Origin of the sequence: Fundidesulfovibrio agrisoli (assembly GCF_022808715.1) — a bacterium.
GTDB lineage: Bacteria > Desulfobacterota > Desulfovibrionia > Desulfovibrionales > Desulfovibrionaceae > Fundidesulfovibrio > Fundidesulfovibrio agrisoli.
Map to the genome: position 1 here is coordinate 1 of NZ_JAKZKX010000016.1, position 16122 is coordinate 16122.

A 16122-nucleotide genomic window follows, 5' to 3' on the forward strand; every position below is an offset into this window, starting at 1 on the left:
CGGCTTGCTTCAGGATGCTCAGGATCTGACTGTCGGAGTAGCGGGACGTCTTCATGTAAAATCTCCTCGCCTGGGTTTACGAGAAAATTCTACTTTTCAGAACAACCTTTTATTGGGGGGATTACCGGCCCTGCCCTGTGCGCCGCCTAAGCCCTGGCTGAATCCGCTTCGGGAAGCGTCGTCTTGAGCGTGGTCCCGTTGGATGGCCGCTTCTGGGCTGAAACAAGAACGTTTCCTTCATGGCGGGTAAGAAATACCCGTGTTTCGAGGATGGCCCGGACGCTCCGGGTCGCAGGGCAGCCGTGGCGTACGTCGTCACACTTCGTGGGTGGTGTTAATGATCTGCTTTTGTGTGAAGAAGGATTTCGAATCAGAAAAAACTGTCATTATTGCTATTTAGAGCGGCGTGTTGAAAAAACTTAGAGAGAATGGGCGTGAGCGATAGAAAAAAGTTGTAACCTTTCCTTCGGGGTGTATATTTGAAGGGAAGTACGTCCCAGGCCCAATTGCCGAGCGACGCGAGACGATGCCCCCATCCGGGGTCCCGTTATTTTTACCATCCGAATGTGTAATCGGTGTAGATGATTATCAAATACAATAAGCAAGTTTCTGCATTTAACTGTTAATCGGAGGTGGGGCAATGGTATTGCGTCGTAAATTGAACTTGTCACGGCTAGCATTGGGGTTGACAATCTGCTGTATGGTGTTGTCTCCCTTGAAGTACTCCACAGAGATTGGGGTTACATCCTCTGATGCCTACGGATATGCGTTCAGCCCCATCCTCAATAAATTTGTTGATTCGTTGACGCCTATTTGCAAGCAAGACAATAGCGCCTACAGCACCCTGGGTTATTGCATCCCCATTGCAAAGCCGGTCAATTATCCTGCCGACCCCAATAGTGATTATTATCAGATAGGAATCCGTCAATACTCTCAGCAGATGCATTCCGGGTTGCCCAACCAGACCATGTTGCGCGGCTATTATGACCTGAGCCCCAACGCAACGGTCACGAAGCAGGGCACAGCCGAGACGCAGTCCTACCTTGGCCCCATCATCGTGGCCCAGACCAACAGGCCGGTGAGGGTGACCTTCCGCAACGAGCTGCCGCTGGGCAACGCCTTCCTCCCGGTGGACACCACCATCATGGGAGCGGACAGCTTCCAGAACCGCACGGCCGTCCACCTGCACGGCGGGTTCACCCCCTGGATCAGCGACGGCACCCCCTTCCAGTGGTTCACTCCGCCCAGCGTCGGCCAGCATGGCGTGAGCTACATCAACGTGCCCGACATGGCGACCCCGGCGGCCAACGAATGGAACGCCTACTTCACCAACCTGCAGAGCGCGCGCATGCTCTGGTACCATGACCATGCCGTGGGAATCACCCGCACCAACGTCTACGCCGGGCTGGTCGCGGGCTATCTCATCACCGATGCGACCGAGGATCAGCTCGTGACCAACGGCATACTGCCAGCCGACAACGACGGCCTCGGCATCCCGCTGATCATACAGGACAAGAGCTTCGTTGACGCCGCCACCATCGGCACGCAGGACCCCTCCTGGGCCGCCAATGCGGACTGGGGCCAGTTCACCGGCGCGCTGTGGTACCCCCACGTGTACGAACCCAACCAGAACCTGGCCGACGGCTCCTTGAACCCCACCGGCCGCTGGGACTTCGGCGGCTGGGTCTACCCGCCCGTGCAGAACGTCCAAAACCCGCCCGCGGTCTCCGCCGTGGCCGAAGCCTTCCAGGACACCTCCCTGGTCAACGGCGTGGCCTACCCCTATATGGAGGTCGAGCAGCGTAAGTATCGTTTCCGCATCCTCAACGGTGCTGGCGCCCGGGCCTTCAACCTGCAGCTGTATATGGAGGCGCAGTCGGGCCAGAACTACACCGGCGAGGCCGACCTGGCCCAGCCCGGTCCCGCCATGCTCCAGATAGCCAACGAGGGCGGCGTGCTGCCCGCGGCGGTGGAGATGAACAACCCGCCGACCCAGTGGGGCGCGGTGTCCACGTCGCCGACCATGCCCACCACGTATACCCTGCTGGTGGCCCCGGCCGAACGCGCCGACATCATCGTGGACTTCTCGGCCCTGCCCGTGGGCGCCAGGCTGATTCTCTACAACGACGCGCCCGCGCCCGCCCCGGACGGCGACCCCCGCGACGACTACTTCACCGGCGACCCCGACCAGACCGCCAGCGGCGGCGCGCCCACCACGCTGCAGGGCAAAGGGCCCAACACCCGCACGTTGATGGAGTTCCGCGTGGTTGACGGCGGCACCCCCGACACCGTGAATTACGCCGCCACCAAGGCATACCTGCAGGACGCCAACACCGGCCTGCCGGCCATCTTCGCCCAGACCCAGCCCAAGCCCATCGTGCCCCCGGGGACCCCCGTTACCGTTCGGTCCACCTCGGTCAACGGCATTCCGGTCAAGATCAAGACACTCAACGAGAACTTCGACATCCATGGCCGCCTGAACACCCAGATCGGCACCAACTCCTTCTACATGGGCAACCAGGGCACCGCGGTTTACGGCACCGGCTACGAGGAGATGCCCACGGAGCCCGTGTTTAACCGCCAGCCGCAGATATGGACCGTGGTCAACAACACCGGCGACGTCCACCCCATCCACATCCACCTGGAGAACGTGCAGCTCGTGGCCCGCATGGACTGGGCGGGCAACGTCCTGCCCCCGGACCCCAACGAGTTGGGATGGAAGGAGACCATCAGGATGCTGCCGGGCACCAACGCCATCGTGGCCGTGAAGTTCTCGCCGCCGCGCCTGCCGTTCGGGGTTCCCTACAGCGTCCGCCCGCTCAACGGGACGATGCCGTTCGACCCTGTGACGAACCCGCTGCACAACTTCGGTTTCGAGTACATCTGGCACTGCCACATGCTTGAACACGAAGAGCACGATATGATGCACGTCATCCAGGTGTTCAGCCCGTACGCGCCGCCGGCGGTGGATTGGCTGCTGATGAACGGCGGTTGATGCTTGAAGACGCAGACGCATGTTCCGACAGGAGATGTGGTTCAGAACTGCTCTTCAATCTGTAGTCAGGCAGCCGGAAGCTCCAGCGCTGTCGAAACGGAGGATTCAAAATGAACACTACCAGAACAATCGCCATCGGTGTTGTTCTTGCCACGTGCCTGCTGCTTCCGGGCTCCGCCATGTCCCAGAGCCTGCAAAAGGCGGCAGCCTGCAAAAGGACCTACGTCCAGTGCGTGAACTCCAAGGAGATCACTGACGAAGCGGGCAAGTACCAGTGCGTGAAGCAATACCAGGCCTGCTACAAGGCCAACTACGGCAAGGAGGCCACGGTGATGCCCAGCGGCACCCCGACCGTGAACAAGTCGGTCAAACAGCCCTGACGGGCCAGCAAAGCCACCACCTCACTGCCGGGGTGCGGTTCGCCGCACCCCGGCAGTTGTCTTTGATGGGGGGATGTTCAGGAGGGCAGGGCAGCGCGCCGCGCTACCGCCTGCACTGATTGAGGGCGTTGTTGCAGTTGGCCACGCAGACCGCACGCTGGTTGGCGTCACGCATGGAGTTGCAGTTGTTGACGCAGTTCGCCCAGGCCACGTTGCAGGCGTTCTCCTGGTTGCGGCGGCGGCGTTCGGCCGCCTCCTCGTCGTAGTAGGGGTCGTGGCGTCCGCCCCTGTAGCCGGACCCGTAGCCCTGATTGTAATAGCCCCCCCGGCCGTAGTAGGGGTCTTCATAGTAGCCGCCCCGCTGGGCGGATTCCACGCAGCCTGCCAGCGCGAGGAGCGTGAGCAGCAGCACGAAACGGATGTTCATGGGGCCTCCTGGTTTGTGCCAGTATGCACCACAAAGCGCGTGGCAAGTCAACGCGGCGCGACCCTCTCCGGCGCGGTTCCCGCCCGGGAATGTTGACCCGGCAACGCTTGGCCTGTAAGACCTTCCCCGGCGCGCGCGCCAGTTCATCCAGGAGCCTCCCGACATGGCAGAATATGAGGCGGTAATCGGCCTTGAAGTCCACGCCCAGTTGCTGACCGAAAGCAAGATCTTCTGTTCCTGCTCCACCCGTTTCGGCAACGACCCCAACGAGAACGTCTGCCCCGTGTGCTCGGGCATGCCCGGCGTGCTGCCCGTGCTCAACGAGCGCGCGGTGGAATACGCCGCCAAGATGGGCATGGCCATCGACTGCGCGCTCAACCCCGTCTCGGTGTTCGCGCGCAAGAACTATTTCTACCCCGACCTGCCCAAAGGCTACCAGATCTCCCAGTTCGAGCTGCCCATCGCCGAGCACGGCAAGGTGGACATCCTCGTGGACGGTGTGGCCAAGACCATCGGCGTCACGCGCATCCACATGGAGGAGGACGCGGGCAAGAACATCCACTCCGCCACGGACAACGCCAGCTACGTGGACCTGAACCGCGCCTGCGTGCCGCTCATCGAGATCGTCTCCGAGCCGGACATGCGCTCCGCCGACGAGGCCGTGGCCTACTTGAAGGAGCTGCGCTCCATCCTGGTGTACCTGGGCATCTGCGACGGCAACATGGAGGAGGGCTCCTTCCGCTGCGACGCCAACGTCTCCATCCGCCCCAAGGGGCAAGAGGAGTTCGGCACCCGGGCGGAGATCAAGAACGTCAACTCCTTCCGCAACGTGCACAAGGCCATCGAATACGAAATCCAGCGCCAGAAGGACTGCCTGGAGGACGGCGAGGCCATCGTGCAGGAGACGCGCCTCTACAACCCGGACAAGAACGTCACCGCCAGCATGCGCGGCAAGGAAGAGGCCCACGACTACCGCTATTTCCCCGACCCGGATCTGGTGCCCCTGAAGCTCGACCCCGCCAAGCTGGAACAGTGGAAGGCCCAGCTGCCCGAGCTGCCCCGGGTGCGCCGCCAGCGCTTCGAGAACGATTTCGGGCTCTCAGCAAACGACGCCGCCACCATCACCGCCGAGCGCGACCTGGCCGACTACTTCGAGGCCGCCTGCGCCGCCTACGCCCAGCCCAAGAAGATCGCCAACTGGATCATGAGCGAGCTGCTGCGCGAGATGGGCGAGGCCAAGCTGGCCGCCGCGCAGCTCAAGCTGGCCCCGTCCGACCTGGCCAAGCTGGTGAAGCTGGTGGACGAGGGCGTTATCTCCGGCAAGATCGGCAAGCAGATCTTCCCCGACCTCTTCGCCCAGGGGGGCGACCCCGAGGCCCTGGTCAAGGCCAAGGGCCTGGTGCAGATTTCCGACTCCTCCGCTTTGGAGGAGGCCATCGACGCCGTGCTGGCCGCCAGCCCGGCCGAGGTGGAGGCCTACAAGGGCGGCAAGACCAAGCTCATGGGCTTCTTCGTGGGCCAGGTCATGAAAGCCACCAAGGGGCAGGCCAACCCCGGGCTGCTCAACCAGCTTCTGGCCAAAAAACTCAGCTAGGAACCACAATGACCGACCATATCCAGTTCTCCCCCGAGCAGGACGCCCTCGTCCTCCTGGACCAGCGCATCCTGCCCTGCCGCGAGGAATACTTCGTCTGCAAGCACAACTCCGACACCATCTACGCCCTGCAGACCATGGTGGTGCGCGGCGCGCCCGCCATCGGCGTCACCGCCGCCTACGGCTGCTACCTGGCCGCAGGCGAGGTCGACGGCGCGGACTCCGGCTGGAAGGCCAAGCTGGAAGGCCTGCTGAAGGACCTGGAGGACGCCCGGCCCACCGCCGTGAACCTGCGCTGGGCCGTGGAGCTCATGCGCAAGGCCTGGAAGGCCCTGCCCGAGCTCTCCCTGGCCCAGCTGCGCGCCAAATGGCTGGAGATGGCCAAGGAGATCCACGCCCAGGACATCGAGATCAACAAGGCCATGGGCCGCTACGGGGCCGAGCTCATCGACGACGGCGATACCGTGATGACCCACTGCAACGCCGGGGCCCTGGCCACCGCCGGATACGGCACCGCCCTGGGCGTGATCCGCGGCGCCTGGGAGCAGGGCAAGAAGATCCAGGTGATCGCCAACGAGACCCGCCCCTTCCTGCAGGGCGCGCGCCTCACCGCCTACGAGCTGGCCAAGGACGACATCCCCGTGAAGGTGGCCTGCGACAACGCCTGCGCCCTGCTGATGCAGCGCGGCATGGTCCAGAAGGTGGTGGTCGGCGCGGACCGCATCGCGGCCAACGGCGACGCCGCCAACAAGATCGGCACCTACGGGGTGGCCCTGCTGGCCAAGCATTTCGGCATCCCGTTCTACGTGGCGGCCCCTGCCTCCACCTTCGACCTGGACACCCCCACTGGCGCGGGCATCCCCATCGAGGACCGCACCCCCAAGGAGGTGACCCACGTGGGCGAGCACCAGATCACCCCGGACAACGTGGGCGTGTTCAACTACGCCTTCGACGTGACACCCTCGGAGCTCATCGCGGGCATCGTCACCGAGCGCGGCGTGATCCGCGCCCCCTACGTGGAGAACATCCGCCGGATCATCGGCGGCGAATAACAACGACGCGGGGGCGGGGCGCACAGCCGTCCCGCCCCTCTTCCCCCCGCCCCCGGCGCTCCCGCGCCCCGCAGGAAGGACCACCCCGTGCGCCTTGTCATCAACGGAAAAGAATCGACCCTGGAACCCGGCCAGACCGTGGCCGGATGGCTCGCCGCGCGCGGGCTGGACCCCCAGGCCGTCATCGTGGAAATAAACGAGGCCATCGTTCCCCGCGAACTCTGGCCCGACACTGCCCTCAAGGAGGGCGACCGCGTGGAGGTCGTCTCCTTCGTTGGCGGAGGCTGACACCATGTCCGACACGCTGACCATCGGCGGCCGTGAGCTCACGAGCCGCCTGTTCATAGGCTCCGGCAAATACTCCTCCAACACCCTGATCCCGGCCGTGATGGAGGCCAGCGGCGCGCAGGTCATCACCGTGGCGGTGCGCCGGGTGGACCCCGAGGCCGGGCAGGAGAACATCCTGGCCCACGTGCCCAAAAGCGCCATCCTCATGCCCAACACCTCCGGCGCAAGAACCGCCCAGGAGGCCGTGCGGATCGCCCGCCTGGCCCGCGCCGCCGGTTGCGGGGACTGGGTCAAGATCGAGGTCATAAACGACAACCGCTACCTGCTCCCCGACAACTTCGAGACCGTGAAGGCCACCGAGATACTGGCGGCCGAGGGCTTCACCGTGCTCTGCTACATGAGCCCGGACCTTGCCGCCGGGCGGCGCATGGTCGAGGCCGGAGCCGCCGCCGTGATGCCGCTTGGCGCGCCCATAGGCACCAACCGGGGCCTCAAGACCCGTGAGATGGTGCGCATCATGATCGAGGAATTGGACGTGCCGATCGTGGTGGACGCGGGCATCGGCCGCCCCTCCGAGGCCTGCGAGGCCATGGAGATGGGCGCGGCCGCCGTGCTGGTGAACACCGCCGTGGCCTCCGCCGCCGACCCCGTTGGCATGGCCCGCGCCTTCGGCCGCGCCGTGGCCGCCGGGCGCGAGGCCTGGCTCGCCGGGCCGGGCGCGGTGAGCGAGCTGGCCCGGGCCTCCTCGCCGCTCACGGGCTTCCTCGGCGGGATTTCGGGGGAGTAGGGCGGCCATGAGCTTTTACGACGTTCTGAAATCAACGGACATGGCCGCCGCCGCATCCGCCTTCGAGGCGGCCACCGAGGCCGACGTGCTGAGGGCCCTGGCCAGCGAGCGCCCCAACCGGGCGGACTTCCTGGCGCTGCTCTCCCCGGCGGGGGCACGGCAGCTCGAAGCCATGGCCCGGCGCGCGCACGAGCTCACGGTGCAACACTTCGGCCGGGCCATCCACCTGTTCACGCCGCTCTACCTGGCCAACCACTGCGTCAACCGCTGCGTGTACTGCGGCTTCAACACCCACCACGACATCTACCGCCGCCAGCTCAGCCTGGAGGAGGTCGAGGCCGAGGCCCGCTGCATCGCGTCCACCGGGCTCAAGCACATCCTGCTGCTCACGGGGGAAGCCCCCAAGACCAGCTCCGTGGAGTACATGGCCGACTGCGCCCGCGTGCTGGCCAAATACTTCGCCTCAATCTCCGTGGAGGTCTACCCGCTGGATCAGGCGGGCTACGCCAGGCTCCTGGAGGCCGGAATCGACGGCATGACCATGTTCCAGGAGGTCTACGACGAGGCGGCCTACCTGCCCCTGCATCCGGGCGGCCCCAAGCGGGACTACCGCTTCCGCCTGGAGGCCCCGGACAGGGCCTGCGCCGCAGGGTTCCGCCAGGTGGGCGTGGGCGCGCTCTTGGGCCTGCACGACTGGCGCCTGGAGGCCTTCAGCACCGGCCTGCACGCGGACTATTTGCAGAGCGCGTACCCCTCGGTGGAGGTGAGCGTCTCGGTGCCGCGCATCAGGCCCCAGACCGGCGGCTTCCAGCCCAAGGTGGAGGTCACGGACCGCGACCTGGTGCAGTACATCGCGGCCCTGCGCATCTTCATGCCCCGCGCGGGCGTCACCCTCTCCTCGCGGGAGAGGCCCGGCCTGCGCGACAACCTGCTGCGCCTGGGCGTGACGCGCATGTCCGCCGGGGTGAGCACCTCGGTTGGCGGCCGCGCCTCGGGGCAGAGCGACCCGGGGCAGTTCGAGATATCCGACGACCGCAGCGTGGCGGAGATGGCCGCCATGTTCACATCCCAGGGCTATCAGCCCGTATACAAGGACTGGTAGCAGGTCCGGGCGGACACTCTCAGCCGCCCGGCCACAGCCGGATCGGAAGGCGGTGAATGGGCGTACTCAGACTGCTTCTCGCTCTTTCCGTCCTGATTGGCCATTCGGACCATTCGGGCGGGTTGGTTGCGTTCGACACAACCGTGGCGGTACGCGCCTTCTACATGATTTCGGGCTTCTATATGGCGCTGGTGCTGAGCACCAAGTACCAGGGCAAACCCTATTACGTGTTCATCCGCAGCCGCTATTTGCGTCTGTTCCCAGCCTATTTCGCCACCATCATGCTCACCTGCCTCTACGGCTGGGCGGTTTACCATATTCGAGGCACGGTGGAATGGCCTTTCCAGGCCTGGCTGAGGACGCTTAAGGATCTGGAATTCGGGACCCTCGCCACCCTGGCTCTCTCCAATGTGTTCATCCTCGGGCAGGACCTGCTCTCCTTCTGCGGTGTGACCGCCTCAGGCGCCCTGTCTGGCCTGCTTCCAAAGGGCGCGCCCGCCAACCCAGCGGGGGCGTACATGCTCATCCCCCAAGCCTGGACCCTGGGCATCGAGCTGTGCTTCTATCTGGTGGCGCCATTCCTTGCGCGGCGGAGCGCGATGTTCTTGGGCGGGCTTGCGCTGGTATCGTTGGGATGCCGCCTGTACTTTGACTTCCCTTCCCCGCTGGATGGTGCGGCAAATGCGTTCGGCTATAGATTTTTCCCTTTCGAACTAACCTTCTTCTGCCTAGGCATGCTTGCATACAAGGGGTATGCACTGCTCAAACGCCACAGCGTCCCGCAATGGTTGGGCGTGTCCATGGTTCTGGCCGGAGGGGCCACATTCGCCTGGGCCCAGGCTCGGCCTCAGGCCTGGCCCGCTTATATGCTGCTGGCCGTGACCGTCCCCTTCCTGTTCCTGGTCAGTAAGGAATGGAAACTTGACAGAATGGTGGGCGAGCTCTCCTACCCGGTATACATCATACACATGCTGGCGCTCAAAGCCCTAGAGCAGTTCACGTCCTGGGGCACGGAGCTGCCCAGCATCGCCGTGACGCTCCTTTTGTCAGCCTTGCTGCTCCTGCTGGTGGACAGGCCACTGGACCGTTGGAGGGAAACCCTGACGCGCTCCGACCTCAGGCGCCTGCCCAGAGGCCGCTGGCTGTCCGCGGCTGCCGTAGCTTTCAGTTTGGTGGTGGCGGTCCCCTGGTACCTGGGGGCCGGGCTGCAGGCGAAACACCTTGAGAGGTCCATCCCGCTGGAGGCCGTGGACCTTATGCGCGGGCAACCGGAACGGATGGTCGTGGAAGGGCTGGACCCGGCCGAACATTCGGCAGGTGCCACTTGGCGTTGGGGCCTGGGGCCAAAGACGGAGCTGCTGTTCTCGCTGCCTTCCAACGCCAACATCGTCCTGACCCTGGAGTACACGCAGCTGCCCGCCGAGCAGAACGTCATCGTCTCCTTCAACGGCCAGGTGCTGGAAACGCTGCAGTGTGAAGGGACATGCTCCGTTTACCGGCAGTACACCCTGCCAGGCGGCAGGGAGGACAACGTGATCCGCTTCGAATACGGCGAGTGGAACGGGCTGGCCGCCCAGATACTCCCCGAGGACTCCAGGCCCCTGGCGGTGTCCTTCACGAAGCTCTCGCTGGATTTCTACGACCCCAGGAAGGGCGCCCTCCCGGCGCGGAAGAACTGAGCCGGGCCGGCCTTGCAATCGGCGGCTGAAGCGCTACACTGCAGACGGACGCCCGGGCCTTCTCCCTCGTGGCCCATCTTCTGGAATGCCGCATGAACCACCTCCGCTCCGGCCTGGACAGGTACCTCAGCCCGACCGACCTCTCCCGCATCCGCGCCCTGCGCGTGGGCATCGCGGGCGCGGGCGGCCTGGGCTCCAACTGCGCCTGGATGCTTGTGCGCTCCGGCTTCGCCGACCTGACCGTGGTGGACCACGACGTGGTGGAGCCGAGCAACCTGAACCGCCAGTTCTTCTTCGCCCGGCAGGTGGGCATGCCCAAGGTCCAGGCCCTGCGCGAGAACCTGCTGGACATCGACCCCGAAGCGCGCGTAACCGCCATCCAGGCCGAGGTGACCGCCGATAACGCCGTCTCGCTGTTCGAGGGCTGCCACGTCGTCGTGGAGGCCTTCGACAAGGCCTCGGCCAAGAGGATGCTCGCGGAGGCCCACATGGGCCGCGACGTGCTCCTGGTGGCGGCCTCGGGGCTTGCCGGGTGCGGCGATTCGGACGCCGTCGTCACTCGGCGCGTCGGGAAATCATTCTATATCGTGGGCGATTTCGCCAGCGAGGCCGGCCCCGAAAACCCGCCCCTGGCCCCCAAGGTCACGCTGGCCGCCGCCAAGCAGGCGGACATCGTCCTGGCCTTCGCCCTGGGAAGACTGCCATGAAATCAGCCATGAAGCCGCTCGTCGAAGGCGGCATATACGCCATCACCAGCCACGAACATTCCCTGGGCCGCAGCAATCTGGAGGTGGCCAAGGCCATCCTGGACGCAGGCGTGCGCGTGCTGCAGTACCGCGAGAAGGACATGAAGCCCGGCCTGATGTACCGGGAGTGCCTGGCCATCCGCGAACTGACCCGCGAGGCCGGGGCCACCTTCCTGGTCAACGACCACGTGGACATCGCCGTGATGGTGGACGCCGACGGCGTGCACATCGGCCAGGAGGACCTGCCCCCCGAGGCCGTGCGCAAGTTCATCGGGCCGGACAAGATCCTCGGCCTCTCCACCCACCGCCCCGAGGAGGCCCTCGCCGCCCAGGAGTCCGGCCTGGTGGACTACATCGGGGTGGGGCCCATCTTCGCCACCAAGACCAAGAAGGACGTCTGCGCCCCGGTGGGATTCGAATACCTGAACCACGTCATCAAGAATATCGAATTGCCCTTCGTGGCGATCGGCGGCATCAAGGAACACAACATCGCCCAGGTGCGCGCGGCCGGGGCCCGGAACATCTGCCTGGTCACGGAGATCGTGGCCGCCAGGGACATCGGGGCCAGGGTGCAAGGGCTGATGGCGGCAATGCGTACTGAATAAGGAGTTGTCATGAAGATCATGGAGTACACGGCTGCGGAGCCCACGCACTTCGACAACGAGGTGGCCAAGGGCGTTGCGGGCAGGATTCTGGTGGGCAAGGCCGATGGCGCGGAGAATTTCTGCATGAGGGCCTTCGAGATCGCCCCCGGCGGGCACACCCCCCGCCATGCCCACGCCTGGGAGCACGAGATGTTCTTCCACGCCGGTGAGGGCGAGGTGTACGGCAACGGGCAGTGGAACCCGGTGGGCGCGGGCTGCGTGGCCTTCGTTCCCGGCAACTCGGAGCACCAGATCAGGAACACGGGCGAGAAGCCGCTCACGGTTGTGTGCCTCGTGCCTTCGGGCGCGCCCGAACTCTAGGAGACCCCTTCGATGAAGACCGCCCTGCTGCTCATCGACATTCAGAAAGATTACTTCCCCGGCGGGGCAATGGAGCTCGTGGGCGCTGAAGCCGCCGCCGCCAAGGCGGCCCGCGCCCTGGAGCACTTCCGCGCCCAGGGGATGCCCGTGTTCCACATCCGGCACGTGTCCCTGCGGCCCGGCGCGGGCTTCTTCCTGCCCGGCACCCCGGGGGTGGAGTTCCACCCCTACGTGGCCCCGGCCGAGGGCGAGGCCGTGATCGAGAAGCACTTCCCCAACTCCTTCCGGGAGACGGACCTGGAGGCCCGGCTGCGCGACGCCAAGGTGGAGCGCCTGGTGATCGCTGGCATGATGAGCCACATGTGCGTGGACGCCACCACACGCCAGGCTTTCGACATGGGCTTCGCCTGCATCGTGCTGGCCGACGCCTGCGCCACCCGTGACCTGGACTTCGGCCACGTGAGCGTGCCCGCATCCCACGTGCACGGCGCGTTCATGGCCGCCCTGGGGGCCGTGTACGCCGAGCTGGCGGGCGTGAAGGATCTGGCCGCGGCCCTGCGCTAAGGCCTGTTGTCCAGGCGGGAAGAGGATTTGCGGGTTGACGCCGCCCCGCCTATAAGGCAAAGAACCCGTCCCCGGCATTTTCGCGGGCCTGCATTCCGCAGGTCCGCCCCGCCGGAGGCCCAACCAGGGACAGACCACCCCATGCCAGCCACAGTAGCCATCATCGGCCGCCCCAACGTGGGCAAGTCCTCGCTTTTCAACCGCCTTTTGCGCAAGCGCAAGGCCATCACGCACGACCGCCCCGGCGTCACCCGCGACCGCCTGGAAGGCCAGGCCGTGCTCGCGGGCGTGCCCGTGAACCTGGTGGACACCGGCGGCCTCACCCTGGAGGACCCCCAGGGCCTCGAACTCGACGTGCTGGAGCAAGCCCGCCGCGCGGTCACGGCCGCCAACCTGGTGCTCCTGGTGGTGGACGGCCGCGAGGGCCTCACCTCGGAGGACCAGCGCGTGGCCATGCTGCTGCGCCAGTCCGGCAAGCCGGTGCTGGTGGCCGTGAACAAGGTGGACGGCGGCGAAAAGGAAGACCTCTTCATGGCGGACTTCCACGTGCTGGGCCTGGACCTGGCCCCGGTCTCCGCCGAGCACGGCTACGGGGTGCGCAGCCTGGTGGACGAGATCGTCTCCCGCCTGCCCGAGACGGACGAGCGGGGCAGGCAGAACCCCGAGACGGCCCTGACCCTCTCCCTGCTGGGCAGGCCCAACGCGGGCAAGAGCTCGCTGGTCAACGCCCTGGTGGGCGACGACAGGCTCATCGTCAGCGACGTGGCCGGAACAACCCGCGACGCCGTGGACGTGGCCTTCGAGCGCGGCGGCAAGCGCTACGTGTTCGTGGACACGGCGGGCGTGCGCCGCAAGGCCAAGATCGACGACTCCCTTGAGCGCATCGCCTCGCTCACGGCCCTGGGCAGCGGCAAGCGCGCCGAGGTGACCATCCTGGTCATCGACGGCCCAGGCGGCCTGGCCATGCAGGACAAACGCCTCATCGCCTACCTGGACAAGGAGAAGATCCCCTTCCTGATCGTCATCAACAAGGTGGACCTGCTCGACGCCAAGGGGCTGGCCGAACTCAAGCAGGACGTCAGCGAGGAGCTGCGCATCTGCCACCACGTGCCCGTGATCTACATTTCCGCGCTCACCGGCCGGAACCTGCGCGACATCCTGCCCACGGCCCAGGCCATCCGCGAGGAGTGCGACATCCGCGTGGGCACCGGCGCGCTCAACCGCCTGCTGCGCGACGCCCTGGGCAAGCACCAGCCGCCGCTGGTCAAGGGCAGGCGGCCCAAGTTCTACTACCTGACGCAGACGGACACCGCGCCGCCCACCTTCGTGTTCTTCGTCAACGATCCCGAGCGCATCAAGGACAGCTACTCCCGCTTCCTGGAGAACCAGCTGCGCAAGATCTTCGGCATCCGCCGCGCGCCCGTGAAGCTCTATTTCCGGGGCAGCCACGAAGGCCGTGAAGAGGTGAAGTAGCAGCCTGCCGGAAGATTCCGCTGGCCGCGTTGCCGCAAATAGCCAAGCCCCCGCGTATCAGGCATACGCGGGGGCTTGGCTTTTCTGCGTCTTGGCGCGCGAAATGTGAACGGGCGGTTGGCCGGTTGTTCGTGGCGGGCGGTGATGCTGACTCACTCGACCGCGTCAGGGAGGCTCCGCCTCCCCGAACCCCACCGGCAAGGGCATGACGCCCTTGCATCCCCGATTATATTCGGTGGTCGGCCCGAAACCTCGTGGTTTCCGGCTCTGTTATGCGGCCCGGTCAACGTTCGAATTCGGCCCCGTCCGTGCTCATTAGGTAGAGCCAGCGGCTGTAGGGGAGCGTCAGCAGCACCGGGCCGTTCCCCTGGTCGAGGATTCCCCCGAGCGCGGCCGCCCGGCATTCCGGGCTCACGCCGCCGCGCTCCCGCACGCAAAAGGCGTCAGGGCTGTCGATGAAGCGCGTCTTTTCCCGCTTGAGGATCACGAGCGTTCTGCCATCGGGGAGCCCGCCGATGGGCGGTATCACGAAGATCGTCAGGCTGAATGAGGCCAAAAGGGCGGCGACAGGAAGCAGGAGCAGGTACTTTTTCATTTCAGGGCGTCTCCGGGCGGGGGCGGTGCGCAGCCGGCGTACGCACACGCGCTGTCTCCCGAGCGGGCTTTCCTCGGTTGGGGGCTACGTGGCCGGAGGTCACGCTATTTTGTCCCTTCCGCCCCGGAAAGAGATCCAGGCCGCGAGCATGGCGAAGCAGCCGAACAGCGCGAAGGCGGCCCGCACGGCGGGCAGGGCCTCCGTGCCCACGCGCCCGGCCGCGCCGTCGCCGGAGAACACCGCCAGTATCACACCCGTGAGCGCCATGGAGAGGCTCATGCCCGAGGTGCGCATGGTGGCCAGCAGCCCGGAGGCGATGCCGCGCCGGGTGGTGTCCACCGAGCCCATGAGCGCGTGGATGTTGGGGGAGGCGAAGAAGGCGAACCCCGCCCCCAGCACGATCTGGAATCCGGCGACGCCGCCCGTGGTCAGCGCCCCGCCCCAGGCTGCCAGGGTCCAGAGCCCAAGGCCCAGCACGCCGAGCCCCAGGCCGCTGAGCCGGGTGGGGGCGATCCTGTCCGAGAGCGTCCCGGCCAGGGGGGAGAGCAGGGCCTGCGTGGCGGGCTGGATGAGCAGGAACACACCCGCCGCGCCAGGGCTCAAACCCAGAACGCCCTGCAAGGTGATGCTCAACAGCAGGCTGGTGGAGAAGGCGGCGGTGTAGCCGAACGCGCCCGCGAACGCGGCGTGGCTGAAGCGGCGGTTGTCCGTGAAGAGCTGCGGCGCGATCAACGGGGACTCGCGCCGGGCCTGCATGCGCACGAAGCGCGCGCCCAGCAGCGCGCCCACACCCATGATCCCCAAGCCCATCCAAGATGGCTGCGTGGCCAAGCCGCCTATCAGGGCCAGCATGGCCGGGACGTAGGTTGCCGCGCCGGTCCAGTCGAACCCGGCCATGTGGCCGGGCGCGTCGGGCGGGCGGTTGCGGGCGATGAGCGTGCAGGCCCCGGCTCCGATCAGTGCGCAAAGTACGAAGATCCCCCTCCAGGAGACGGCCGCCGTCAGGAAGCCCCCCACCAGCGGCCCCAGGGCCAGCCCCACGTAGACGAACATCAGGTTCAGGCCCAGTGCGCGCCCCCTGCGTTCGGACGCTGCGGAATCCATGAGGATCGCCGCGCCCACGCCGAAGGTCATGGAGTCCGCCAGCCCCTGCATGGAGCGCGCGGCCAGGAGTGTCGCCAGGTTCGGGGCCACTGTGGCCGTGATGGAGGCGCAGATGAACAGCGCGCTGCCGCAGAGGAAGATGCGCTTGTTGCCCAGGTGGTCCGAGAGGCGGCCGAAGATGGCCATGAACGCGGCGGCCGGGACGAGGTGCGCCAGCACCACCAGCGGCAATTGGTGCGGGTAGAGGGAAAATTCGCGCCCGATGGAGGGCATGGCCACGGCCAGAGCGCCATTCAGGAAGGGCGTCAGGAAGGAGGCCAGGCCCACGGCGGCCTGGGACCAGTACTGGCGGCGTTCGAGCTGATCCATGC

General features: G+C 66.0%; 16 protein-coding genes. 13 read left to right on the top strand and 3 right to left on the bottom strand.

From position 1 onward, the window contains the following. Nucleotides 1–952 precede the first annotated feature (952 nt). Both MLE27_RS12045 and MLE27_RS12050 read left to right on the top strand, forming a co-directional pair. Nucleotides 953–2995, top strand: a complete 2043-nt coding sequence (locus MLE27_RS12045) for a multicopper oxidase family protein (RefSeq protein WP_243312325.1) — start codon at nucleotides 953–955, stop codon at nucleotides 2993–2995. A 110-nt stretch (nucleotides 2996–3105) separates the two neighbouring features. Beyond that, the gene (locus tag MLE27_RS12050) at nucleotides 3106–3375 is read left to right on the top strand and encodes a hypothetical protein (protein ID WP_243312326.1); all 270 of its coding nucleotides are present in this window, start codon (nucleotides 3106–3108) and stop codon (nucleotides 3373–3375) included. Between the two features lie 103 nt (nucleotides 3376–3478). On the opposite strand, the gene MLE27_RS12055 is transcribed toward MLE27_RS12050, so the two are convergent. Then, nucleotides 3479–3802, bottom strand: a complete 324-nt coding sequence (locus MLE27_RS12055; protein WP_243312327.1) for a hypothetical protein — start codon at nucleotides 3800–3802, stop codon at nucleotides 3479–3481. Between the two features lie 163 nt (nucleotides 3803–3965). Between MLE27_RS12055 and gatB the strand changes: the two genes are divergently transcribed. The 11 genes from gatB to der all read left to right on the top strand — a co-directional run bounded on the left by gatB (nucleotide 3966) and on the right by der (nucleotide 14052). Further along, on the top strand, nucleotides 3966–5396 hold the full coding sequence (gene gatB, locus MLE27_RS12060) for an Asp-tRNA(Asn)/Glu-tRNA(Gln) amidotransferase subunit GatB (protein ID WP_243312328.1): 1431 nt from the start codon (nucleotides 3966–3968) through the stop codon (nucleotides 5394–5396). A gap of 8 nt (nucleotides 5397–5404) precedes the next feature. Further along, nucleotides 5405–6448 carry an S-methyl-5-thioribose-1-phosphate isomerase gene (gene mtnA, locus MLE27_RS12065; protein ID WP_243312329.1) on the top strand — a complete coding sequence of 348 codons (1044 nt, stop codon included), beginning with the start codon at nucleotides 5405–5407 and terminating at the stop codon, nucleotides 6446–6448. An 87-nt stretch (nucleotides 6449–6535) separates the two neighbouring features. After that, nucleotides 6536–6736 carry a sulfur carrier protein ThiS gene (thiS, locus tag MLE27_RS12070; RefSeq protein WP_243312330.1) on the top strand — a complete coding sequence of 67 codons (201 nt, stop codon included), beginning with the start codon at nucleotides 6536–6538 and terminating at the stop codon, nucleotides 6734–6736. A gap of 4 nt (nucleotides 6737–6740) precedes the next feature. Further along, nucleotides 6741–7523, top strand: a complete 783-nt coding sequence (locus MLE27_RS12075) for a thiazole synthase (protein WP_243312331.1) — start codon at nucleotides 6741–6743, stop codon at nucleotides 7521–7523. Between the two features lie 7 nt (nucleotides 7524–7530). Continuing rightward, nucleotides 7531–8625: a 2-iminoacetate synthase ThiH gene (thiH, locus tag MLE27_RS12080; protein ID WP_243312332.1), complete on the top strand. Its 1095-nt coding sequence runs from the start codon at nucleotides 7531–7533 to the stop codon at nucleotides 8623–8625. Nucleotides 8626–8681: 56 nt separating this feature from the next. Next, a complete protein-coding gene (locus tag MLE27_RS12085) occupies nucleotides 8682–10304 on the top strand; it encodes an acyltransferase family protein (RefSeq protein WP_243312333.1) in 1623 nt (540 codons plus the stop codon). Nucleotides 10305–10396: 92 nt separating this feature from the next. After that, nucleotides 10397–11011 carry a sulfur carrier protein ThiS adenylyltransferase ThiF gene (gene thiF / locus MLE27_RS12090; protein WP_243312334.1) on the top strand — a complete coding sequence of 205 codons (615 nt, stop codon included), beginning with the start codon at nucleotides 10397–10399 and terminating at the stop codon, nucleotides 11009–11011. Continuing rightward, nucleotides 11008–11655, top strand: coding sequence for a thiamine phosphate synthase (gene thiE, locus MLE27_RS12095; protein ID WP_423747982.1), 648 nt, complete (start codon nucleotides 11008–11010; stop codon nucleotides 11653–11655). Before thiF ends, thiE begins: the two co-directional genes overlap by 4 nt. A 9-nt stretch (nucleotides 11656–11664) precedes the next feature. Then, entirely contained in the window at nucleotides 11665–12015 is a 351-nt protein-coding gene (locus tag MLE27_RS12100; protein WP_243312335.1) for a cupin domain-containing protein, read from the top strand. A gap of 12 nt (nucleotides 12016–12027) precedes the next feature. Then, a complete protein-coding gene (locus MLE27_RS12105) occupies nucleotides 12028–12579 on the top strand; it encodes a cysteine hydrolase family protein (RefSeq protein ID WP_243312336.1) in 552 nt (183 codons plus the stop codon). A 141-nt stretch (nucleotides 12580–12720) separates the two neighbouring features. After that, a complete protein-coding gene (gene der, locus MLE27_RS12110) occupies nucleotides 12721–14052 on the top strand; it encodes a ribosome biogenesis GTPase Der (RefSeq protein ID WP_243312337.1) in 1332 nt (443 codons plus the stop codon). 283 nt (nucleotides 14053–14335) lie between these two features. On the opposite strand, the gene MLE27_RS12115 is transcribed toward der, so the two are convergent. Together MLE27_RS12115 and MLE27_RS12120 are read right to left on the bottom strand one after the other, a co-directional pair. Next, nucleotides 14336–14647, bottom strand: coding sequence for a hypothetical protein (locus MLE27_RS12115; protein WP_243312338.1), 312 nt, complete (start codon nucleotides 14645–14647; stop codon nucleotides 14336–14338). A gap of 99 nt (nucleotides 14648–14746) precedes the next feature. Continuing rightward, nucleotides 14747–16120 carry an MFS transporter gene (locus MLE27_RS12120; protein WP_243312339.1) on the bottom strand — a complete coding sequence of 458 codons (1374 nt, stop codon included), beginning with the start codon at nucleotides 16118–16120 and terminating at the stop codon, nucleotides 14747–14749. Between the last annotated feature and the right edge of the window lie 2 nt (nucleotides 16121–16122).